Raw genomic sequence first — 23,854 nt, forward strand, 5'->3', positions numbered from 1 at the left:
AATTCCGGTTGAAATTTGCACTACAACCGGGATTGGCTTTATTTAGATTCCACGGATGCCAAGCGCTTTGGCGATGCTTGATAATGCGGCTGGTGAGGCATGTTGTTGCAGTTGAGCAACCAGCAGTTCACCCGCCTCTGTAACGCTACCTTCAAACGGCTTAATGCCATGACGTTCCATCCAGTGATCTGCGGTCTCATAGGCGGAGCTGTTCCATGCGACTTTGCCTTCTGCGAGCCCCTCTTTTTCTTTGGTTCCACTGATCACAATGGCTGCACAGCCCTGAAGGTCCAGAAGTCCACGGTCAAATGTTTTTTTGTCCTCTTTTGCCCCGAAACCGGCTTGTGATCGCAAGGCACGTCCATCGATGCCTTCTTGTTCTGCAACTAACGCATGAAGTTTGAACGCTTCACGGGAGAGTAGACCCGCTTCATACTGTTCCTTGATGGTTCTGGAGTCGGCAAGCAGTCGGTGTACCCAAGGGAAGTATTCAGATGAGACCAGAAGCGCTTTCTTTTTGACAAATTTTCCATAGGCAGCAATGCCCTCCTCAGCCAGGCGTGAACGCCATAACCAGGGATCGAATTCATCATCCTTGTGCCAATGTTCTTTGGGGGTTAGCGATGATAGAGAAGGATATTCGGCAAATAGTGGTGCCAGAGGCAGCAGCCCTATAGACTGGATACGCTGTACTGCTTCTTCGTATGTTATAACGGCTTCATATGTCATGATATCAGTAGGCTCCTTTTTGTGTGTAGTCAAGCTACGACTTGGTTGAAGCAAGGTATCTCCGGCTCACTTCCTCGGCATGCTGACGAATCTCACTGCGAAGTTGGAGGGGTTCAATCACTTCGGCTTCACGTCCCAATCGGTAAAAGAATCGTACGGCCCAGTCCCATTCCCCTGGTGGACAAAGGAATGATAATTCCCAGAGATCCGGGGCAATTTCAATCATCTTTTCACCAATATGCTCGTCCTGTTCAGCTTCAATCATTCCCCTATAGCTGAGTTGTGCCTTAACCAGGGTTGGCGGCTGTTCTGGAGGGATCGGCTTGCTCTGCTGTTGCTCCGCCTGTTCGTTAAGCACCAATGCATCCTGTGGTTCGATCTCTTTGACATCGGTAATTCGGTCAACCCGGAACAGACGCTGTTCACCATGTTCGAGGGAATATGCTTCACAATACCAGAAGCCGGAGGAAGCATATACCCGTGAGGGACAGATATGCAACCATCGCTGACGCGATACGGAGCGATACAGCACACTGAGCCACTCGTGTTCGGGTATGCATGCCAGCAGTGCGTCCAGATGAGGAAGAATGTAATTGCGATCTGGAATATGATGATACAGCTGTTTGAGCATAGGATCAATTCGCGACATAATATCATCCGGAATGATGGCCTTAACTTTGTTCATCAGGGTCCAGCGTTTCTCATGAAAGGGTGTGTCGGCGTAGCGACTTAGACCTTCAAGAGCGAATAGGAGCGTCGCTGCTTCTACCGGGTCCAGCTGTAGTGGGGGTAATACGTAACCCTCCATAAGTCTGAAACCGCCTCCCGGACCGGAAATGGCAATAATGGGCACATTCATCTCGGAGAGGGACTGAATATCCCGGAGAATTGTGCGACGGGAAACCTCAAATTTCTCGCCTAATGAGTGTGCCGTTTCGTGACCATGCTGTAATGCCATTACAATGGCAGCAAGCCGATTTGTTCTGTTCATGTCAGCCACTCCGTTTCGATCTGCGCCGCCGGAAAGTGATGTCGTAGTTATATTTCTATTGTAACAACGAATAAGTGACATCATGAGTGTCACCAATATATTCTCAACTGTTCATTATTTTATAATGGATCAGCATCAGGATTCACAAGTATGTTCCGGCAGGCTTTGTTAAAATGTGTTTCTCGTCCAATTCGCTTTGCATACTGATATTTCCTTCTATCAAAAAGACCACAGATCATGCCAAAAACCCGTATCCGGTGTAGACGGATACGGGAAGTAGCAGCTTTTGGCTTACAGAAGACGATAAAGGTCTGAAATCTATACCAATATCCTCGCTGAAGACAATAACAAGTATAAAAGGAACGAATATGTGACACTTTGTATCACGGGTATTTTATCACATTATATTATTCCAAATGATTCGAATTAAGCGAAATCGCTTATTTCATCTCGAGTAATTGCACCCCACGGGCTTCAATCTCAACACTTCCCGAAAGCTCACGATTGGTGAGCAGATCATGTGCTTTAGCTGTTCCCAGATCATAGGATTGTGCGGTTGCGTTATGGTTCATGACGAACAGGTAGGGTTTGCCGTCTTTGGTTCGTGCACTTACTTCAACACCTTCCGGTGTCGCCAGCAGGGACTCTACATTCTTGGCTGCTGCAAGCTGTCCCAGCAAACCATCCAGGAAACGTTCATCCGGGTCGGATGCAACGTACCAGGCTTCACCTTGACCAAAGGTGTTACGTGTCACAACAGGCATGCCTTTATAAAAGTCGTCTCCATATTCTGCGATGACTTCGGCTCCTTCACTGTGCAGCAGGTCACACAGCATGCCGCAGCCATACTCTCCTTGAAGATCGCCGTAGGCTTCTTTGAGGACAATGCGGTTCTTTTGCTCAGGCAGCAAGGCATCAATCTCTTCCACCCAGATTCCGAGCAACTTACGGAGTTCTCCCGGATAACCACCGGTTGTCACGAGATCGTTCTCATTGACAATACCGCTGAAGAAAGTCGTCAGGAATGTTCCACCTGCTGCAACATACTTCTCCAGTTTGGCGGCAAATCCTGGTTTGACCATGTAGAGGACAGGGGCAAGAACGATGTCATATTTGCTAATATCCGTATCCACACTGACGATATCCACCTGGATGTTACGGCGGAAGAACGCTGCATAGTATTTATGGATCTGATCCACATAGTTGAGGGCAACCGTAGGTCCGCTTGATTTTTCGATGGCCCACCAGTTATCCCAATCAAACACAATCGCTACTTTGGATTCTACAGTAGCATCCAGCGTAGTGTCGCCAAGGATCTGTAACTCCTTGCCCAGCTCAGCAACTTCGCGGAATACACGTGTATTCTCGTGACCGGCATGCTCAATAACTGCACCATGATACTTCTCACAGGCACCGATGGAGCGGCGGAGCTGGAAGAACATGATGGTATCTGCCCCGTGTGCAACAGACTGGTAACTCCATAGACGCATGACGCCAGGACGTTTCAATGAATTATACGGCTGCCAGTTCTGCTGGCTTGGTGTCTGTTCCATCAGCATGAACGGTTGACCATCTTTCAGTCCACGCATGAGATCATGAGCCATTGCCGTGAAGCTGACGGGTGTGGCGAGACCGGGATAGCTGTCCCAGGAGACAATATCCATGTATTTTGCCCATTTGAAATAGTCCAGTTGCTTGAAGAATCCCATCAGATTGGTTGTAACGACAGAGTCCGGAATATGTTTTTTGATCGCATCGTATTCCAGACGGTAACAATCCAGCATGCTGTCGGAGTTGAATCGGGAGTAGTCCAGCGAGATTCCCTGGAATGTTGAATTATTGTTACCCCAGTGTTCGCTCAAGTTGCTTGGTAATACAATCTCATCCCAATCGTAGAAGGTATGTCCCCAGAAATTAGTGTTCCATGCTTTGTTGACCTGTTCCAAAGTCTGATAGCGCTCTTTCAGATATACGCGGAACGCTTTCTCACAGTTGTCACAGTAACAGTCACCGCCGTATTCATTGGAGATGTGCCATACGAGAACTGCGGGGTGATCCTTGTATCGTTCGGCCAGTTTATCCGCAATTTTCTCGGAGTATTTACGATAGGTCGGGCTGTTGGGACAGGAATTATGCCGCCCACCAAATTTGCGTTTGCGTCCATCGGCATCTACACGAAGCACGTCTGGATATTTCTTTGCCATCCAGGCCGGATGTGCAGCCGTGCTTGTTGCAAGGCATATATAGACACCATTTTCATATAAACGATTAATCAGTTGGTCGAGTTCTTCAAAACGATAAGTAACTTCATCAGGCTGAATCAGTGCCCATGAAAATACGTTGATTGTGGCAATATCAATGCCTGCCAATTGGAACATGCGCAGGTCTTCAAGGTGGGTTTCGTGATCCCACTGTTCCGGGTTGTAATCGCCCCCGTAGAACATTTTGGGCAGTTTGCTGCTAATCAATGTGTTCACCTCTTGTATAAGAATAATCCTATATTATATGATACATATGACTTTTAAAATATAATAAAAGTAATGACTGATATAAGAATACGGAAGTGTGTTTCAGCTTATACCCAAGGAGGCATCCCATGTTAATCTCCCCCCGACATCAACGATATTTCATGACATCACGTGATCAGCCCTTGCCCCTTTATATTGAGAGCCTGGGTTATAACGGCAATCAGGAGAAAGTGTCCAGACCTGTGGGGTATCCCTGTTACCATTGGCTTCAGACAGTAAAGGGAGCCGGAGAATTCAAGTTTGCCGGGTCCACGGTCGTACTGGGGGAAGCATCAGGTATTTTGCTGCCGCCGAATGAACCGCATGAATATGTGCGCGCCCAAGGAGAGTGGGAGACACTTTACATTACATTTGGCGGTTCCCAGTGTCCGGCAATCTTGGAGTCACTTAGTCTGGGTGAAGCGGCGTTCTATCAGTGGGAGCAGAGCAGTCCGTTCAATGATTACGGCCAGGAAGTGCTGGATTCGATCAGAAGTGATCAGGATTTGTCGGGACTCGAGGCGTCAGCGGATATATACCGATTTCTGATTTTGCTCAAAAAACATGGCATGACCGGCAATCGGTCTTCGATCTCTCATGCCGTGGAGAGACTCGCTCCGCTCATTGCATTCATGGAACAGCATTATGCGAATCCCGAGATTGGTCTCGAACATATGGCTGACCTCACAGGGATCTCATCCAGACATCTGAATACCTTGTTCAAGCAGTCCTTTGGCATGACAGCCTACAGTTATTTCATTTTGCTGCGCATTCGCAAAGCCAAGGAAATCATGACCGGGGATACCGCCCTGACGATTAGGGAAACTGCAGTTAGGGTAGGGTTTCGAGATGCAAGCCATTTTGTAGCAACCTTTCGCAGGATTGAGGGGGTGACTCCTGAACAGTTCCGTAATTTGTACTAACATGTACCCAAATGATCAAAAAGTGATGCCAGGAAAGTATTGATGCGTTAGGGTCATTACCGTTATGATGGTATCGATTCCTGAGATTCGAAAACGTTTAAACGGACCCATGGTTCCGTTCTACTTGGAGAGGATGATTGAAGATGACAACAACTATACCTTTATGGGATCATGCTGCACCTTATGCAGCCCAGGGCCATGAAGACGAGATGCCACATTTGATTCCATTTATTCAGCCCGGTTCAGAGAGCGCTGTCATTGTGTGTCCAGGTGGCGGTTATGGATTTTTGGCTGATCATGAAGGTGCTCCAATAGCTGAATTGTTGAACCGTGCAGGTATAAGTGCATTTGTCCTGAAATATCGGGTGGCGCCTCACCAGCATCCTGCACCGATAACAGATGGTCAGCGTGCCATACGTTATGTTCGTGCTCATGCTGAGCAGTATGGCATCAACCCTGCCAAGATTGCAGTACTCGGTTTCTCCGCAGGCGGACATCTCACGGCAACATTGGGAACGCTGTATGATGAGGGACAACCGGATCATGAGGACCTCATTGAACGCCAGAGTTCACGCCCGGACCGAGTTATTCTCTGTTATCCGGTCATTACGATGGAGTCCTATGGACATGCCGGTTCCCGTGAGAATTTGCTTGGGTCTGATGCGTCTGCCGAGCAGATCAAGGCTTTCAGTGCGGAGCAGCAAGTGAGAGCGGATGCTCCTGAAGCGTTCATCTGGCACACCAGCGCTGACCAGGCAGTGCCTGTAGAGAATAGCTTGCGTTACGCACTTGCATTGGGCGAGCATGGCATTCCCTATGATTTGCACGTTTTTGAGAAAGGTTCACATGGTCTTGGATTGGCTGAGGACAACCATGCGATTCGGGTATGGTCGGATCTGTGTCTCACATGGCTCAAGAATCAAGGCTGGTAATTTTTCTGGCTGGTATCAAGTGAACGGTCCTGACTAATCGAGTAATCCGTATATTAGCGCTTTGAAGCGAAGGAGAAAATAACGATGAAATTGCAGAAAAATGACAAGCTTTTGTTTATCGGGGATTCGATTACAGATTGTGGTCGGGAGCATCCTGTAGGTGAAGGCAGTTCAGGTCTGGGCCATGGTTACGTAGCGCAAGTGTATGCCCTCTTGCGGTCCATCTATCCGGAATTGATGTTGCTTGTCCAGAATGTGGGTAATGGTGGAAATACGATTCGTGATCTGAAACAGCGCTGGGATCGTGATGTGCTGGACCTTAAACCGGACTGGCTGACGATCATGATCGGCATTAATGATGTATGGCGTCAGTTCGACAACCCATTGTCAACAGACTCACATGTGTTTCTTGAAGAATACGAATCCACATTGCGTGAACTGGTGGCTTCGGTTCGTCCCAACCTGAAAGGTCTGGTACTAATGACGCCTTATTATCTTGAGGCCAATCCGGAAGACCCGATGCGGGCAACGATGGATATCTACGGAGAAGCGGTACGCAGGGTAGCGAGTGAGTATGACGCGGTGTATGTGGATACACAGGCTGCATTTGCTCCATTTTGGGATCATTTCTATACGTCTGTGCTGACTTATGACCGGGTACATCCGGATGCAACGGGCCATATGGTATTGTCCAAAGCATTCTTGGATGCCATCGGATTCGAATGGTCAGGCGGCGTCAAATCTGAATAAGGACGTGAGGGCATGAGCGACGTAACTGTAGCAGTACAAACCCCGGCATTACTGGGGGAAGGTCCAAGCTGGGATGCGGAGAACAATCGATTGTTGTGGGTAGATATTGAAAGCTTCAAGGTGCATGTGTATGATCCAGCTACAGGGCAGGATCAGGCTTATGATGTCGGTGAACATGTCGGGGCTGTTGTTCCCTATCGTGGTGACGAAGTTGTGGTTGCTTTACGCAGTGGATTCCATACGTATCACTTGCTTACGGGTGAGCTGCAGGCTATTGAAGACCCTGAACAAGATAAGGATACCAATCGTTTTAATGATGGAAAATGTGATGCGAAGGGCCGCTTCTGGGCAGGCACGATGAGCATGAATAATGAGAGCAAAGCCGGATCATTGTATTGTTTGGAGCAAGGGCAACCCGTTCGCACAATGGTACAAGGTGTGTCTACATCCAACGGTCTGGGCTGGAGTCCGGATCGGCAGACCATGTATTACATTGATACCCCGACACGTTCTATTGACCGGTTTGATTTTGATCTGACGGCAGGTACGATACAAAATCGGACAAGTATCATTCACATACCGGAGGAATTCGGATTTCCGGATGGGATGACGGTTGATGGTGAGGGCATGCTGTGGGTTGCGCACTGGGGCGGAGGAAGAGTCACTCGTTGGAACCCGCATACATCAGAACTGTTGCAACAGATCGAGGTGCCGGCAGATCAAGTAACATCCTGCTGTTTTGGTGGACCGGATCTCGAAGAGTTATACATTACAACAGCACGTATAGGGATTAAGGAAGAACGTCTGAAAGAGACACCGGATGCGGGCTCACTTTTTGTTTTCAGACCGGGAGTTAAAGGGCAGGAGACTCACGCTTATGGTAGCCAGCAATAAACAGGTGCCAATTATGTAGTGAACCTTAGTGAACCTCTGCCTGGTTTGCCAGGAAAGAAACGATTCCATTTTTTTACTCTTATATAAAATGTCGAAAGGTGCTGTTCTAACAGCATCTTTTTTTGTTGTATAACCAGTTTAAACACTGAAAATATTTTACAAAAATCGGAATTTCGACAGAGGGGTTTGGATATTTCCAGCGAATGTTATTTATTGAAAGTATTATCCAGATAACCGCGAATCAAGAACAATTATGTAAGCGCTTAACAATATGGCTGGAAGGGGGTGAGGCTTCTTGTATCAAGGGATGCATTGATTCGTCTGGCACGCCATCATCAGCACGATGAGACAGCGGGGATAGACCGAAATGCAGTAACGAAGTAGAAGAGGAGGATAAGTTGATATGAGAACGTTTATGGGGAAATTGCGAATGATGAGCCTGACGGTTGCCGTAGTAACCGCTTCGCTGGGGGGACTTGCTGGAACAACAGCGGCGGCACCAAGTGAAGCCTATGAGTGGAAAAATGTGGTGACGGGTGCAGGTGGCGGGTTTGTGCCGGGCATTATTTTCAACGAGTCGGAAAAGGATCTGATCTACGCTCGTACGGATATCGGGGGAGCCTATCGCTGGAATGCGGCTGACGAGAGATGGATACCCTTAACGGATTTTGTCGGCTGGGATGGCTGGAACAAGAATGGTGTGGATGCACTGGCTACGGACTCGGTTGATCCCGATCGGGTGTATATGGCAGTTGGGACGTATACGAATTCGTGGGACCAAAACAATGGCTCCATCTTGCGCTCTACGGACCGGGGAGATACATGGCAGACTACAACACTTCCCTTCAAAGTGGGTGGCAACATGCCGGGACGTTCGATGGGAGAACGCCTGACCGTGGACCCAAATGATAACAGCATCCTGTATTTTGGTGCACGAAGTGGTCATGGGTTATGGAAAAGTACCGATTACGGTGTGACCTGGAACGAAGTCACAAGCTTCCCGAATCCGGGAAATTATGTGCAAGATCCTTCGAATGAATATACCAGTGACATTGTAGGTCTGGCATGGATTACGTTTGACAAAACAACAGGTTCTGCAGGGCAGGCAACCCAGACGATCTATGTTGGAGTTGCTGATAAAGCGCAAAGTGTATATCGCAGCACAAATGGCGGCCTGACCTGGTCAGCTGTTGCTGGTCAACCTACAGGTTATATTCCGCATCATGGCGTGTTTGATTCAGACGGAAGCCTCTATATTACGTACAGCGATGGTGTTGGACCGTATGATGGGGAAAAAGGTGACGTGTGGAAACTGAACACATCGACAGGTGTCTGGACCAATATTAGCCCTGTTCCAAGCAGCAGCACGGATAATTATTTTGGATATGGCGGATTGGCTGTTGATGCACAGAATCCCGGTACATTGATGGTTGCGACATTAAACTCCTGGTGGCCTGATGCCACTTTGTTCCGCAGTACAGATGGCGGAGCGACGTGGACACGCATATGGGAATTTGAAGGATATCCGAACCGGAAGTTACGTTATACACAGGATATTTCGGCAGCGCCATGGCTCACATTTGGCACCAATCCTGCCCCACCGGAAACAACTCCAAAACTGGGCTGGATGATCGGTGATCTGGAGATTGATCCGTTTGATTCGGATCGGATGATGTATGGAACAGGTGCTACGATCTATGGAACGAAGAATCTGACAGACTGGGATGATGATGAAAAAATCAATATTTCAGTGATGGCGAAGGGGGTTGAGGAGATTGCCGTACTGGATCTGATCAGCCCGCCAAGTGGTGCACATTTGTTAAGCGGGGTGGGGGATGTCTCCGGATTTCGTCATAACAATCTGGACCAGGCGCCAGCTACCATATTTACGAGCCCGAACTATTCTTCCACAGAAAGTCTGGATTTTGCAGAGTTAAGTCCCAATACGATGGTTCGCGTAGGTAAAGCAGATTATGCTGCTGATCCAAATGCAAAATCCATTGGTTTGTCCAGTGACGGAGGTACTACGTGGTATAAGGCCAATGCAGAACCTGCTGGCACAACCGGAGGGGGAACCGTAGCCATCTCTGCGAATGGTAACCGACTCGTATGGAGCACGTCAGATAAAGGCGTACATTATTCGACTGGCGGCAATTCATGGACGGCAAGTACGGGGATACCTGCACAGGCAAAAGTGATTTCGGATCGTGTCAATCCAAACAAATTCTATGGATTTGCAGCGGGTAAAATCTATGTAAGTGTGAATGGTGGTGCTACCTTCACAGCATCACCTGCGACCGGACTCCCGATGGAAGGAAATGCCGATTTGGATGCCGTTCCAGGTGTTGAGGGCGAACTCTGGTTTGCAGGTGGCAGTGAGGAAGAAGGTCCTTACGGATTATGGCATTCCACGGATTCAGGAGCAACATTCACAAAGCTTGCCAATGTAGAGGAAGCAGACAGTATCGGATTTGGTAAAGCGGCCCCTGGGCAGAGCGTTGTTGCGTTATACACGGTTGCACAGATCGATGGAACACGTGGATTCTTCCGCTCCGATGACGGTGGAGCCAATTGGATTCGGATCAACGATGATCAGCATCAGTATGCTCGTGTAACTACAATTACGGGTGATCCGCGTTTGTATGGAAGAGTATATCTCGGAACAAATGGCCGCGGAATTTTGTATGCTGACCGTGTTGGAGGTGACAATGGCGGAGGAGACGGCGGGGGTACACCAGTTACCAACTCTGCGATTACACCGGTTACAGCCGAATTTGATCGCAAAGCAGGCAATCAGGTTAATATTCCAGTCACGTTAACACTTAATGGCAATACACTTGCATCCATTCGCAACGGGAATGCAACGCTGGTTTCAGGTACAGATTACACGTTAACAGGCAATGAGGTCGTATTAAGTAAAAACTACCTGGCTTCACTGCCAAATGGCACAGCGACGCTAACCTTTCAATTCAGCGCAGGCGCTCCTGCGACCTTGAATCTGCTCATTAAAGACACGACAGCTGCACCTGTTGGAACCATAGGCATTGAGATGTTTAACAGCAACACTTCAGCAACGGGCAGCTCGATTAGTCCCAAATTCAAACTGACAAATACGGGTACTACAGCGTTGAATCTGTCTGATGTGAAAATCAGATACTATTACACGATAAACGGTGAACAGCCTCAGAACTTCTTCGCTGACTGGGCGACGGCTGGCAGTTCGAATGTAACAGGCACGTTCAGTGCACTCAATCCAGTACGGACGGGTGCTGATCACGTGCTTGAGATCGGATTCACAGCTTCGGCTGGAACACTGAATGCGGGACAAAGCACGGAAATCCATACGCGCATCTCCAAGAACAATTGGACCAACTATACGCAAACGGATGATTACTCTTTTGCAGGTAGTCAGACTTCCTATACGGATTGGTCCAAAGTCACCGGTTATATCGCGGGAAGTCTCCAATGGGGAATTGAACCATAAGTGAGTGATTTAACGAAATAAAGGATTGAAAAAGGGGTCCTGATTCGCCAAATGATCAAATGGCGAGTCGGGGCTTCTTATTTTGTCGAAATATAGTGTAAACTATAGATAGTTACCATTGCTTAAAGGATCGTTTTAGGATATAAAAAGATGTACAATTAATTTAGAATTAATGTAACCGCTAACACTGGAAAGTGTTTATAACCGATATATAATAGTTGGTATAGCCTGTACAGATATAGAGGAAAGATTAGACAAGGGGGTCGCGATCATGAACCGGTTGTGCAAGGTGCTGATTGTTGACGATGAGTTTCTGGTAAGACAGGGCATAAAGCACCATATGAACTGGGAAGCGGAAGGATTTATCATTGTGGGTGAAGCTTCCAACGGTGAAGAAGGATTACAGCAGGTGAACCTGTTAAAACCGGATATTGTGATCACCGACATTGTCATGCCTGTCATGGATGGCGAAACGTTTGTCCGTACATTAAAAGCCAGTAATCCGCAGATTGAAGTTATTGTACTTAGCAGCTTCAGTGAATTCGAGTATGTACGTTCTACGCTTCAGCATGGGGCAGCCGATTATATACTGAAACCAAAGCTGGATACAAATGAATTATTGCAGGTCCTTCAACGCACAGCGGGTAAAATTCCGGAGTTACAGTTCGAGCCGTCGCATGATGGTTGGAGACTTGGGCAACTGATGGAGAAGATGCTGTCCGGATTCACACTGGATGAAGATAGCGAAATGCCGATCATTCGAGATACCTTTCCGTATGAATCCTTTCGCTTGCTGGTGTATAAACCCGTGGGTGCTGGAGGGAATCCACTGAAGATGGATCAGGAACAGATTGAATCCAAGCTCCGCAGTGATCTGCCTGAAGTAGAATGTGCAATGGTTCCCGCAGAGGGTACATTACCTGTGATGCTTCTTAATGTCGATCCTGCGAGAGATGAATGGATGCTTGAACGGATCAGACAGTTGGCCAGTGAAAATACAGCAGGAGAAGACAGTCCTGGTTGGGTGCTTAGTGAAAGCTTTACTTCATTTGAACAGATGGGTGTTGTTTACCGGGAACGCCTGATTAAGCTGATTGAATATCGCTTCTATTATAAGGATCGACCAATCCTGGTGTATGGTGAACTGCCTCCAATGCATCCTGCAGGTTACCAGTTTAATGTGAATATGTTTTTGCAGCATGTGAAGCGTAACCGGGTCGAAGCGGCAAGGGAGTATTTACATGATCATGCAAAAACACTTGGACGGGATTATATTGCCGATGTGTTTGAGATCAAATCATTTCTCGGTAACTTGATCTTCAACGTGACCATTACCCTCGCGGATATGGATGTTCAGTCTGCCGGGCTGGAAGAGAGCAAATATACGTATTTTAAAAATGTGGACGGGGCTTCAAGCCTGGACGAAGTCATGACTGTACTTGACCAATTCATGACGGAAGTTCAGGAGTGCACCGTTGGTGCGGGTGCAAAACGAAGTGATCCCAACATGAAGATGCTGCTGGATTACATGCATGAGCACTTTGATCAGCCGCTCGGGCTGGCTGAAGTAGCCAAGCATTTTCATTTTAATCCATCGTATTTATCCAGTTATTTCTCATCTCACAAAAAAGAAGGATTTAATGAATACTTAAATAAAATTCGGATTGAAAAAGCCGAGGAACTGCTACGTTCCGATGATGTAACGATCTCTGAGATTAGCAGTATGGTAGGTTATTCCGATCATAGTTACTTTTGCAAAGTGTTCAAAAAATTCACCGGATTATCACCAAGCCGATACCGGCGCAAATTCTGGGCATAAAGTCAGAAGGATAAGATCATGAAGAAATGGATGAACCAATTATCACGTCTCGGATTGTTTCCCAAGTTGTTTCTGGTTATGGTGGTCAGTATTGTCCTCGTTTCTGTACTCATCTTATGGACGACCATTCACATGTCAACCAATCTGTTTACTGAGACGTTCAGTATCACAAACTCCAAGGTGCTTAATCAGATCAAAACAAATTTTGAATCTTTTAATGAGGCCATTGCTGCCGTATCGAATAATGTGACGCAGAGTGGATCGATCCGAGGATTCCTGTCCGAAGGAGATGCCGATTCCCTCACGATGGCCAAATCCTTCTATAATATGAGGGAAACGATGGATCGAATTCAATCCATCACAGAATCCTACGAAGTCGGGATAACAATTATCGGGATTAATGGACGGAGCTATTCCACGAATCGTGCTCACCTTCAGTTGTCCGTGGATGAATTGAAGCAGGAGCCAATTACGATGGAAGCAGCTGAGACGCCAAGTCGTCTTATCTTTGATGTTTACCAAAACGAGGCAACGCTTGGGAGTCAGCAGATGATCTCTGCGACGAAAGCGTTGACGGACCGAACACGCAGCCGGATATACGGTACGCTCTATGTCACGATGAGAGAAGACATATTCCGGCAATTTTACAGCAGCTTTACAAGTCGTGGCAATGATGTGGTCATTATGAATGAAAAAGGTGAGATTGTATCATCGAATCGTGAAGACTGGATCGGAACAACTCAGCTGGATTTGCTATCGTATGCCCGGGATATGAACAATAACTCTCCGAGAAGTATTAATGCTCGTGTGATGGATCAGGATAGCGTTGTGTTATCCGAGTATTTACCGTTCTATCGGTTTTATATTGTCAATGTAGTGGATAAGGATCTGGCGATGGGTCAACTTATCGACATGAAGACGGTTGCCCTGATCTGTGCAGCTATCGTTGTGGGGGCGCTCATCCTTGTGTTTCTCATCACCAGCCAGATTACCAAGTCACTGCGCAGACTTGTGAAGCAGATGTCCAACATTACAAAAAGTGATCTGGACAACTATATTCCGGTGAGCGGAAGCTACGAGAGCAGGCAGCTTGGTCATGCTTACAATTACATGCTTGATGAACTGCATGATTATGTGGATCAGTTAGTACAGACACAGCATGAACAACGGAACGCAGAGCTTGCGGCATTACAGAGTCAGATTAATCCTCACTTCTTGTACAATACACTTGCATCTGTCAAAGTTCTGGTGCAACAAGGCAACAAAGACAGGGCTGCGGAGACCATTAATGCTTTAATTGGATTGCTGCAAAATACGATTAGTGATGTGAGTCAGACGGTTACCGTGGAACAAGAAGTCGAGAATTTGAAAAATTATGTCTTCATTAATCACGTCAGATATGGTGGCCGGATTAAAGCAGCTTTCTACGTGGCTCCGGATTGTACACACTATCATGTACCCAAACTGGTGATCCAGCCGTTTATCGAGAATGCATTTTTCCATGGATTCATCAAGAAAGAAACGGGTACAATTCATGTCATGGTTTCCAGAGCGGGAGAATCACTCATCTGTGAAATTATGGACAATGGTGATGGAATTGAAGGGCTTGTCATGGGAGAAACGCTGCCCAATCCAAAGAACAATCGTCAACTATTCAGTGGTATCGGTATTCGCAACGTACATGACCGTATTGAGTTATTATATGGTTCACCTTATGGTGTCACCATTATGAGTACGGTTGGGGAAGGAACGAGAGTCACTGTTACACTGCCTTTAATCACGAGTTGAATCGAAACACGATTCGATTGAATACACTTGAAATCGAGATCCCTCACTTCTGTTTTCTACAGAGGCGGGGGATTTTCGCGTGTCAGAGGTAAAGCAAAATACATATTTGTACTATTTCAAGATCAAGAAATTACAAAATCAAAAGAAATTACAAAAAACCAAATTTAATGCAAACGGTTTCTGTAAAGGTTTTCATTGTGGCAATAAGATGACAAATCCGTACAAAATTATTACTAACGAATGGAGATATGGGAATGATAAGATGAATACATCGAAAGCAACCGCTTTCAGAAAACGCAAACAAATTACACACAAAGAGGTCGAAGGGGAGTTGAATGTTTTGAAAAAAATGTGGGTATTGATGCTCGTTACAGTACTGCTGTTGTCCGCATGTTCATCCGGTGGCGGAGGTAAATCCGCTAGTGGTGGTGACGAAAAAACAAACGAAATTACGGTCTGGGCTTGGGACAAAGCTTTTAACGTAGCTGCAATGGAAACAGCAAAAGAAGCATATCAAAAAGCAAATCCTGATGTGAAAATTAACATCATTGAATACGCTCAAGCTGATATCATTCAGAAACTGAACACAGGTCTTAACTCCGGAACTGCCAGCGGTCTTCCAAACGTAGTTCTGATTGAAGACTATCGTTCACAAAGCTTCCTGAATGCATATCCTGATGCGTTCAAAGATCTTTCTTCCAGTATCACGGCTTCCGATTTTGCAGATTACAAACTCGGACCAACAGCGTTTGATGGCAAACAATACGGAGTACCATTTGACTCCGGCGTTGCTGGTTTGTACTACAGAACAGATCTGCTGGAGCAAGCTGGCTACAAAGCAGCTGACCTGCAAGACATCACTTGGGATGACTACATCCAAATTGGTAAAGACGTAAAAGCTAAAACAGGTAAAGAGCTTCTTTCTCTTGACCCGAATGACCTTGGTTTGATTCGTATGATGATCCAAACTGCAGGTAAATGGTATTCTGCAGAAGATGGTAAAACACCTGACATTGCTAATAATGCTGCTCTGAAAGAAGCGTTTATTACTTACAAAGCAATGATGGATGCCAACATTGTTAAATTGCACTCTGACTGGAGTCAATTCGTTGCCAACGCCAATAACGGTAGCGTAGCAACAATTCCTACAGGTAACTGGTTCTCACCATCTGTACGTCAAGAAGCTTCCCAATCCGGTAAATGGGCTGTAGCTCCAATACCGAAAATGGCTGGTCAAGCAAACTCTGTTCACGCATCCAACTTGGGTGGTAGCTCTTGGTATGTTATGAACAACGTTCCTGGTGCAGATCAAGCAGCTGATTTTGTAGCAAAAACATTTGGTTCTGACAAACAATTGTATCAAGATCTGTTGAACAACATCGGCGCAATTGGTACGTATAAACCAGCAGTTGATGGTGACGCGTATGCCAAAGAAGACGAGTACTTCGGCGGACAAAAAATCTTCACAGACTTTGCGAATTGGACGAAAGAAATTCCAAGCGTAAACTATGGTATCAACACTTATGCCATTGAAGATATTCTCGTTGTAGAAATGCAAGCATTCCTGAACGGTAAATCAATCGATGACGTTCTGGCTGATGCACAAAAACAAGCTGAAGCACAATTAAACTAAGATACCCAAGGTAACTTATAGAACCCTAGGAAACATCGGAGCCGTCTCCCACGTCCGGCGCAAGTCGAACCGGATATGGCGAGAGGCTCCGTGGGTTCTACCCATGTTCCATGGAGAGAGAGGAGCCATACTGTGAAAGCCATGAATACAGGAGACAGTCTCCAAAAGAAAAATAATTTGACTGGATGGGCTTTTGTTTTGCTGGCTGTTGTCGGGATTGTTGCATTTTACTTCTACCCGATGATTCAAGCGCTGCTCTTATCGTTCAAGTCTGGTGTAGGAGCCAATCTTGAATTTTCGGGCCTTTCTAACTACAAAAGATTGTTAGTTGATACAACGTTCCGTACAGCATTATCGAATACATTTATCTACTTGATTATTCAAGTGCCTGTAATGATTATTCTTGGTTTGTTTATTTCCGTATTGCTGAATGACAGCACACTACGTTTCCGGAGCTTCTTCCGTACAGCGATTTTCTTGCCTTGTGTAACTTCATTGGTAGCGTACTCTGTTGTATTCAAATATCTGTTCGCACCAGATGGAATGGTGAATCAATTCCTGATGGGCTTGCACATTATTGGCGATCCAATTCAATGGATCACAGACCCGTTCTGGGCTAAAATTACGATCATAATCGCCGTTACTTGGCGTTGGACCGGATATAACATGATTTTCTATCTGTCATCCCTGCAAAACATCGATCAATCGATCTATGAAGCTGCAAGAATTGACGGAGCGAATGCTTTTACACAATTCTTCAAAATCACAGTACCTTTGCTTAAACCGATTATCCTCTTCACGTCCATCACATCAACGATTGGTACATTGCAAATCTTTGATGAGATCATGAATATTACCAAAGGTGGTCCAGGTAATGCGACCATGTCGATTTCACAATACATCTACAACCTTTCGTTCAAATATTCACCGGACTTCGGTTATGCAGCAACAGTGTCGTATTCCATCGTAATCTTGATTATTGTATTGTCCATCATCCAGTTTAAAGTGGCAGGTGATAATAAAAATGGCTAAAGCTAAAGCAAAACGGATTTTCACGTATGTGTTCCTATCCATCGTCGCCTTTGTATCCATTTTCCCTTTCTTCTGGATGCTGGTCAGTTCAACGAATGCATCTGTCGATGTAACCAAAGGCAGATTGTTACCGGGTTCAGCTTTTATTGATAACTTCAACAAACTGATTGATTCAACGAATCTGGTACAGGCTCTCGGAAACTCGGCGATTATCTCTGTAGTCTCCACTCTCTTGGCACTGTTTATTGGTTCCATGGCAGGTTATGGCTTCGAGGTATATCGCACGAAGTCTCGTGACATTGTGTTTAATATCCTGTTATTATCCATGATGATCCCGTTTGCGGCGATTATGGTACCACTGTATCGTATGTTTGCAACAATCTCGGGAGTTGCACCGGTTATCGGTATTAACACCATGGCAGCAGTGATCTTGCCAACCATTGCAACAGCGTTCCTGATCTTTTTCTTCCGTCAGAACACCAAAATGTTCCCGAAAGACTTGCTGGAAGCTGGACGTATTGATGGTTTGAGTGAACTCGGGATCTTCCTGAAAATCTATATGCCAACCATGAAAACAACATATGCAGCGGCAGCAATTATTACCTTCATGAGTAGCTGGAACAACTATCTGTGGCCACTCATTGTATTGCAAACACCTGACCAACAAACGATTCCACTGTTGATCTCGAACCTCGGTGCTGGTTATTCTCCGGATTACGGAGTAATCATGACAGCGATCGTTATTGCAACACTACCTACAGCAATCGTTTTCTTCATCATGCAGAAACACTTTGTTGCAGGTATGGTAGGTTCCGTGAAGTAATGAAAACAGCATAATCCGTGCGAATGACGGGTGCAGGAAAGAAGAGAGGGCGCTGTTATGGCGTACCTCTGTCTTTTTTGTTCATGTAAAGCAAAAGGAAATCCAGCGTAAACCTTGAATAAGTCAAACTATAACGTTTTAAAGGGAGAGAGAGCCGATGAAAGCAACAAAGGCAGATATCAACTGGTTGGGGGACGTAAGTGTATTTGAGGTGAACCGTCTTCATGCCTATTCCGATCACCGTTATTACCAAACGATGGATGAGGCTGTAGGTTCAGGCGCGATGTCCATGCGTTATGATCTGAATGGTACGTGGAAATTCAACTATGCAATTCGTCCGGACAGCCGTTCTGAGTTTTTCTATACATCCGATTTTTCCAGTGAAGGCTGGGATGATATTGAAGTTCCGGGACACATCCAGCTTCAGGGATACGGACAGATTCAATATGTAAATACACAATATCCTTGGGATGGCTTGAACGACATTCGTCCGCCGGCATTGCCACAGGATAAAAATCCGGTTGGAAGTTATATTCGCACATTCCACCTGCCGACAGGTTGGGAGTCGAATCCGGTATATATTTCTTTCCAAGGTGTAGAGTCTGCATTTTATGTATGGCTTAACGGACAATTCGTAGGATACGGGGAAGACAGCTTCACGCCATCTGATTTTGACCTGACGCCATTCCTCCAGGATGGAGAGAACAAACTCGCGGTTGAGGTGTATCAACGCAGCACAGGCAGCTGGCTGGAAGATCAGGATTTCTGGCGTTTCTCCGGTATTTTCAGAGATGTGTATCTGTATACCGTCCCAACCGCACACGTTCGTGATGTTCATGTTCGCACAGATCTGGACAAGTCCTATACCAACGGTACATTGCAACTAGATTTGAAACTGGAAGGAAAAGCGGTTGCTGGAGCGCGAGTAGAGGCTGAACTTCGTGATCGTGAAGGCAATACCGTTAAAACGTTTGAATCCAAAGTTAATGATGGGCAAGTAAGTCTTCGTGAAGATATCGGTATAGTGAACCTGTGGAGCGCAGAGATTCCATACTTGTACCGTCTCTATATTCGTGTATATGATGCTGCGGGTGCACTGGTTGAGGTAGTTCCTCAAGCCGTTGGTTTCCGTACATTCGAAATGATTGATAAAGTGATGCACATCAACGGTAAACGTATCGTATTCAAAGGTGTGAATCGTCATGAGTTCAACCCGCGTCGTGGACGTGCGGTTACGAAGGAAGACATGCTGTGGGATGTTCGTACCATCAAACAAAACAATATGAATGCCGTACGTACGTCACACTATCCAAACCAAAGTCTCTGGTATGAGCTGTGTGATGAATACGGACTCTATGTTATTGACGAGATGAACCTGGAGACACACGGATCTTGGCAGAAGCTTGGCGCCGTTGAGCCTTCATGGGTTATCCCAGGGGACAAACCGGAATGGCATGATATCGTTATGGATCGCGCTGTATCCATGGTGGAGCGTGACAAAAACCATCCGTCCATTCTGATCTGGTCTTGTGGTAATGAATCACATGGTGGTGAAGTCATCTACAAAGTATCCCAATACTTCAAATCGGCTGATCCAACACGTCTGGTACATTATGAAGGTGTATTCCATGATCGTCGTTTCGATGAAACAAGTGATATGGAGACTCGCATGTATGCCAAACCGGCGGACATTGAGGAATTCCTGAATGCAAACCCGACGAAACCTTATATTAGCTGTGAGTACATGCATGCCATGGGTAACTCTATTGGCGGTATGCACAAATATACGGAGTTAGAAGACAAATATCCGATGTATCAAGGTGGATTCATCTGGGATTACATCGACCAATCCATTTATAAAAAAGATCGTTACGGCAAAGAATTCCTCGCTTATGGTGGAGATTTCGGTGATCGTCCATCAGACTATTCGTTCTGTGGCAACGGTATTGTCCATGCTGACCGTAAAGTAACTGCGAAAATGCAGGAGGTTAAATTCCTTTACCAGAACATCAAGCTGTTCCCGGATCGTGAAGGTGTTAAAATTGTGAACGGTAATCTGTTCGCAGATACATCTGCACTGGAACTTGTATACAGCCTGGAGCGCGAGGGACATGAAGTGCTACGTGGAACATTGGAAGTGAACGTGGATGCCCAAAGCGAGACGGTAGTGAAACTTCCGCTGGGTGCAGAAGCTCTGGCTGGCGGCGAGTACGCTGTGAACACTGCATTTGTGTTAAAAGAAGCTACAATGTGGGCTGACAAAGGCGAAGAAGTGGCATTTGGACAGTTTATTTTCACACAGGATCAGGTGAATGATGCAGTTGAAGTCGACTTGAACCTTGTAAGTGATGTACAAGTTATCGAAGGTGACGTTAACATCGGTGTTCGTGCTGGCAAGACACATGCGCTGTTCTCCAAACAGTTTGGGACACTGGTTTCCCTGAAATTGTCTGGTCGTGAGACGATTGCTGTACCACCTGCACCGCTCTTCTGGCGTGCAATGACGGATAATGACAAAGGTATGGCGATGGGCTTCGAACTGGGCGCCTGGTATGCGGCGAGCCTGATGCCACGTTCTGTAGAGTGGAAAGCGGAACAAAAACCGGATCAATACCGGATCGAGTTCACGTACAAGCTCAACATTTCTGAGGATGTACTAGTGAAAGTGGTATATACCGTTCATGCAGATGGAAGCGTACGTGTGCATAATACGTACAAAGGTACAGCCGGATTGCCAAACCTGCCAATTCATGCATTGTCCTTCAGAACATCACCTGACTTCGAAAACGTGGAATGGCTCGCGATGGGACCCGAAGAAAATTATGCAGACCGCGCTTTTGGCGCACGTCTGGGTATCCATGGCAGCAAGGTAGCTGATACTGTAGCTCCATATCTGGTACCACAGGAATCAGGCAACCGTACGGGCGTACGTTGGGCCAAATTGACAGACAACGCGGGACGTGGCTTCAAAATTGAAGCATCCGGAACCCCGGTTGAGCTGAATGTATCACCATATACGGCATTTGAGCTGGAGAACGCACAACATGCGTACGAATTGCCTCCTGTGCACTATACGGTCGTGACTGTAGCAGGTAAACAAATGGGTGTTGGCGGTGATGACAGCTGGGGTGCTCCAGTTCATCCGGAATACCTGATCCCTTCAGACGGCGAACTGACATTTGAATTTGTCATTCGTGCACTGTAAGTAAAAGAATCGTACAGAATAAAGAATGTATTCTATAAAGAACAGAGGTCTTCGCTCATCGGAGGCCTCTGTTTTGTTATGTCAACGAACAGCTTGAGAGGCATTGTATGAAACCGTTCTCTCTCCAACCTCGTAATGTACGAGACAGGAAACATAAGAGGGGGGTTCAAGATGAGTAAAAAAGCAAAGACAGGTATATGGGTGACGGTGTTAGTCTTCTTGGGCATCATAGTTGGATGTTTCATATGGTATTTCAATACCGCTTCAGGTGAACGTGCACTCAAAACGATGAGGTCCAATAACTCGGGTGGCCTGGAGAGGGTTGTTAAAGTGTACAGCGATAATGGTGAATTGATTCAGACCTATGACGGCAAAATTGACGTGGAAGATACGGAATACGGCAATAAAGTATTATTTGATCTCAATGGGAAACGTGTTGTGATCTATAATGCAACGATTGTTGTAGAAGAGAAGTAAAGCGCGTAAATCGCAGTCTTGAAGGAACGCTGGTGCGGAATTTGGAATGACACCCTATTGCTTATATGGTAAAATTAAGAAAAATATATAAGAGTCGGGTGAGATTTTTATGGTGGATATGTACCTCATAATCCTTGTTGCTATCTTGGGAATGGTCCTGTTCTATAGCTTGATCGCTTATTTCTTGATTCGTTTCATTTCGAAAAAAGCTTTCAAGCTGACGTTAACCAAATATGAAATGATGGAGATTATAACCTGGCTCGCCGTGCTGTTTATTACCTTCATGATGATTAAGACGGGTTCGATAAATCTTCTCTTGCCGGTTGTTTTACTTATCATTCCATTGATCAATTTACGGCTTTCCAATCGAAAACATCGAGAGCTGAACTCGTAAGGTCTTGCTACGTTGGGGTAAGGCACAAGAAGGATGAACATAGGAAAGGTTGACGGAGATTACATCACTAGTCAGCCTTTTTTAGTTTCATTACGAATGTTGAAAATGAACAAGGAGGAGTTTAGTGATGATTCTGGGCCGATCAACTGACACTTCAGGTTTAACGCAAGTTGCCAATCTTTCGGATGAGTTGCAGTCTGTTTTTGATCAAGCAGAAAGCAAATATCAAATAGTTGATATTGAACTCTTCTTTGTTTTCAGGTGTCTTCCTGAAGAATATGAGAGAAGGTCCACGGTCAGGCATGTGAAGAAAGATAATGTTATATATTTCGATCTGGTGATCAGCGAGGATCGTTATAAGACATTAAGCAAAAGCAAACAACGGTATGTCTTAAGCCATGAGTTTTATGCTTTTTTGAGTGAAAAGATCCAGAAATACAAGATTGAACATTTAAACACCAAGCAATTTATAGCAGATATGGGCATGTGGCTGAGGGAGATTGGATGGTTGCAGACTGAAGAGGAAGCCGACATAAGTGAATTTGAAGAAATGTATAACTAGCAAAATAAATGAAAACATAAACAACAAAAAGAAGCCCTCTTTCGAGAGCTTCTTTTTCATGGGAGAGGAGAAACCGGACGAAGAGCTTATGGGGAAACGTAAGTCTTCTCCGCGGTTGTCTACGACACTTGTGATGTCGATAATTATAGAATCGCCCGATTGTTTCCTTTTTATACATATGCGTCAACAATTCGTCAACAATTTTCCAAGGGAAATGAAGACCGCACATTTTTCAAACTGAACCCGAGTGTGGTACGATAGTCGTATCAATAAACTTACATAGAGAAAAGGTGACTCGTCAAGTGAGAGTGGTATCTGGGAGTGCAAAAGGCAGGCCGCTGAAGGCTGTTCCTGGCACGGGTACGCGGCCAACCACCGACAAGGTGAAGGAAGCGTTATTTAGCATGGTTGGTCCTTATTTTGAGGGCGGCACAGCATTGGATCTGTTTGCAGGCAGTGGAGGTCTCGGTATTGAGGCGCTGAGCCGCGGCATGGACAAGGCTGTTTTTGTTGATTTGGAATCGAAAAGTATTGAAGTTATCCGCATGAATCTGAAGGCGACCAAGCTTGAAGACCAGGCGGCCGTATATCGTAATGATGCAGGTCGGGCATTGAAGGCACTCGCCAAACGAGGCACAACGTTTGATCTGGTGTTTCTGGACCCGCCATATCGCATGAAGAACGGGCACGAGTTGATGTTAACCATGCACGAACTGGAACTTTTGGAACCCGAAGCAACCATCGTGCTTGAATATGAATCCAAACATGATTACCCTGAGCAATTCGGCCCGTTTGAACAAACGCGCAAGGCTTTATATGGGGAGACGGCAGTATCCATCTACTATTATGCACCTAAAGCAGTTGAAGATGGAGAATCCATTACACCGGAAGAGGAGGCTCCTCATGACTGA

18 protein-coding genes are annotated in these 23,854 nt (G+C 45.9%); 15 read left to right on the forward strand and 3 right to left on the reverse strand.

What is annotated here, in order from left to right:
- Positions 1-42: 42 nt before the first annotated feature.
- The 3 genes from MKY92_RS10695 to MKY92_RS10705 all read right to left on the reverse strand — a co-directional run bounded on the left by MKY92_RS10695 (position 43) and on the right by MKY92_RS10705 (position 4,188).
- On the reverse strand, positions 43-762 hold the full coding sequence (locus tag MKY92_RS10695; RefSeq protein ID WP_339300622.1) for a hypothetical protein: 720 nt from the start codon (positions 760-762) through the stop codon (positions 43-45).
- 1 nt (position 763) lies between these two features.
- A complete protein-coding gene (locus MKY92_RS10700; RefSeq protein WP_339300624.1) occupies positions 764-1,720 on the reverse strand; it encodes a YafY family protein in 957 nt (318 codons plus the stop codon).
- A gap of 440 nt (positions 1,721-2,160) precedes the next feature.
- Positions 2,161-4,188 (reverse strand): beta-galactosidase, encoded by a 2,028-nt coding sequence (locus tag MKY92_RS10705; protein ID WP_339300625.1) that lies wholly within the window; start codon positions 4,186-4,188, stop codon positions 2,161-2,163.
- A 128-nt stretch (positions 4,189-4,316) separates the two neighbouring features.
- On the opposite strand from MKY92_RS10705, the gene MKY92_RS10710 reads away from it, so the two are divergent.
- From MKY92_RS10710 to rsmD, 15 genes are all read left to right on the forward strand, one after another.
- A complete protein-coding gene (locus tag MKY92_RS10710) occupies positions 4,317-5,150 on the forward strand; it encodes an AraC family transcriptional regulator (protein WP_339300627.1) in 834 nt (277 codons plus the stop codon).
- A 143-nt stretch (positions 5,151-5,293) separates the two neighbouring features.
- A complete protein-coding gene (locus MKY92_RS10715; RefSeq protein WP_339300628.1) occupies positions 5,294-6,082 on the forward strand; it encodes an alpha/beta hydrolase in 789 nt (262 codons plus the stop codon).
- Between the two features lie 84 nt (positions 6,083-6,166).
- On the forward strand, positions 6,167-6,832 hold the full coding sequence (locus MKY92_RS10720) for an SGNH/GDSL hydrolase family protein (protein ID WP_339300630.1): 666 nt from the start codon (positions 6,167-6,169) through the stop codon (positions 6,830-6,832).
- A 12-nt stretch (positions 6,833-6,844) separates the two neighbouring features.
- Complete coding sequence (locus MKY92_RS10725) at positions 6,845-7,726, forward strand: SMP-30/gluconolactonase/LRE family protein (protein WP_339300632.1); 882 nt, start codon at positions 6,845-6,847, stop codon at positions 7,724-7,726.
- Between the two features lie 433 nt (positions 7,727-8,159).
- Positions 8,160-11,210: a X2-like carbohydrate binding domain-containing protein gene (locus MKY92_RS10730; protein ID WP_339301758.1), complete on the forward strand. Its 3,051-nt coding sequence runs from the start codon at positions 8,160-8,162 to the stop codon at positions 11,208-11,210.
- A gap of 271 nt (positions 11,211-11,481) precedes the next feature.
- Positions 11,482-13,029 (forward strand): response regulator transcription factor, encoded by a 1,548-nt coding sequence (locus MKY92_RS10735; protein WP_339300634.1) that lies wholly within the window; start codon positions 11,482-11,484, stop codon positions 13,027-13,029.
- A gap of 18 nt (positions 13,030-13,047) precedes the next feature.
- Positions 13,048-14,817, forward strand: coding sequence for a sensor histidine kinase (locus MKY92_RS10740; protein ID WP_036670305.1), 1,770 nt, complete (start codon positions 13,048-13,050; stop codon positions 14,815-14,817).
- A 349-nt stretch (positions 14,818-15,166) separates the two neighbouring features.
- Positions 15,167-16,450, forward strand: a complete 1,284-nt coding sequence (locus MKY92_RS10745; RefSeq protein ID WP_256719978.1) for an extracellular solute-binding protein — start codon at positions 15,167-15,169, stop codon at positions 16,448-16,450.
- A 141-nt stretch (positions 16,451-16,591) separates the two neighbouring features.
- On the forward strand, positions 16,592-17,482 hold the full coding sequence (locus tag MKY92_RS10750; RefSeq protein ID WP_036610887.1) for a sugar ABC transporter permease: 891 nt from the start codon (positions 16,592-16,594) through the stop codon (positions 17,480-17,482).
- Positions 17,475-18,305, forward strand: a complete 831-nt coding sequence (locus MKY92_RS10755; RefSeq protein ID WP_036609483.1) for a carbohydrate ABC transporter permease — start codon at positions 17,475-17,477, stop codon at positions 18,303-18,305. Before MKY92_RS10750 ends, MKY92_RS10755 begins: the two co-directional genes overlap by 8 nt.
- Before the next feature lie 157 nt (positions 18,306-18,462).
- The gene (locus tag MKY92_RS10760) at positions 18,463-21,510 is read left to right on the forward strand and encodes a glycoside hydrolase family 2 TIM barrel-domain containing protein (protein WP_339300635.1); all 3,048 of its coding nucleotides are present in this window, start codon (positions 18,463-18,465) and stop codon (positions 21,508-21,510) included.
- A gap of 171 nt (positions 21,511-21,681) precedes the next feature.
- Positions 21,682-21,987 (forward strand): hypothetical protein, encoded by a 306-nt coding sequence (locus MKY92_RS10765; protein WP_339300636.1) that lies wholly within the window; start codon positions 21,682-21,684, stop codon positions 21,985-21,987.
- Between the two features lie 184 nt (positions 21,988-22,171).
- Entirely contained in the window at positions 22,172-22,381 is a 210-nt protein-coding gene (locus MKY92_RS10770) for a hypothetical protein (protein WP_339300637.1), read from the forward strand.
- A gap of 127 nt (positions 22,382-22,508) precedes the next feature.
- Positions 22,509-22,943, forward strand: a complete 435-nt coding sequence (locus MKY92_RS10775) for a hypothetical protein (protein WP_339300638.1) — start codon at positions 22,509-22,511, stop codon at positions 22,941-22,943.
- Between the two features lie 302 nt (positions 22,944-23,245).
- Positions 23,246-23,854, forward strand: coding sequence for a 16S rRNA (guanine(966)-N(2))-methyltransferase RsmD (rsmD, locus tag MKY92_RS10780; protein ID WP_339300640.1), 609 nt, complete (start codon positions 23,246-23,248; stop codon positions 23,852-23,854).

Source organism: Paenibacillus sp. FSL R5-0623 (assembly GCF_037974265.1).
Classification (GTDB): Bacteria; Bacillota; Bacilli; order Paenibacillales; family Paenibacillaceae; genus Paenibacillus.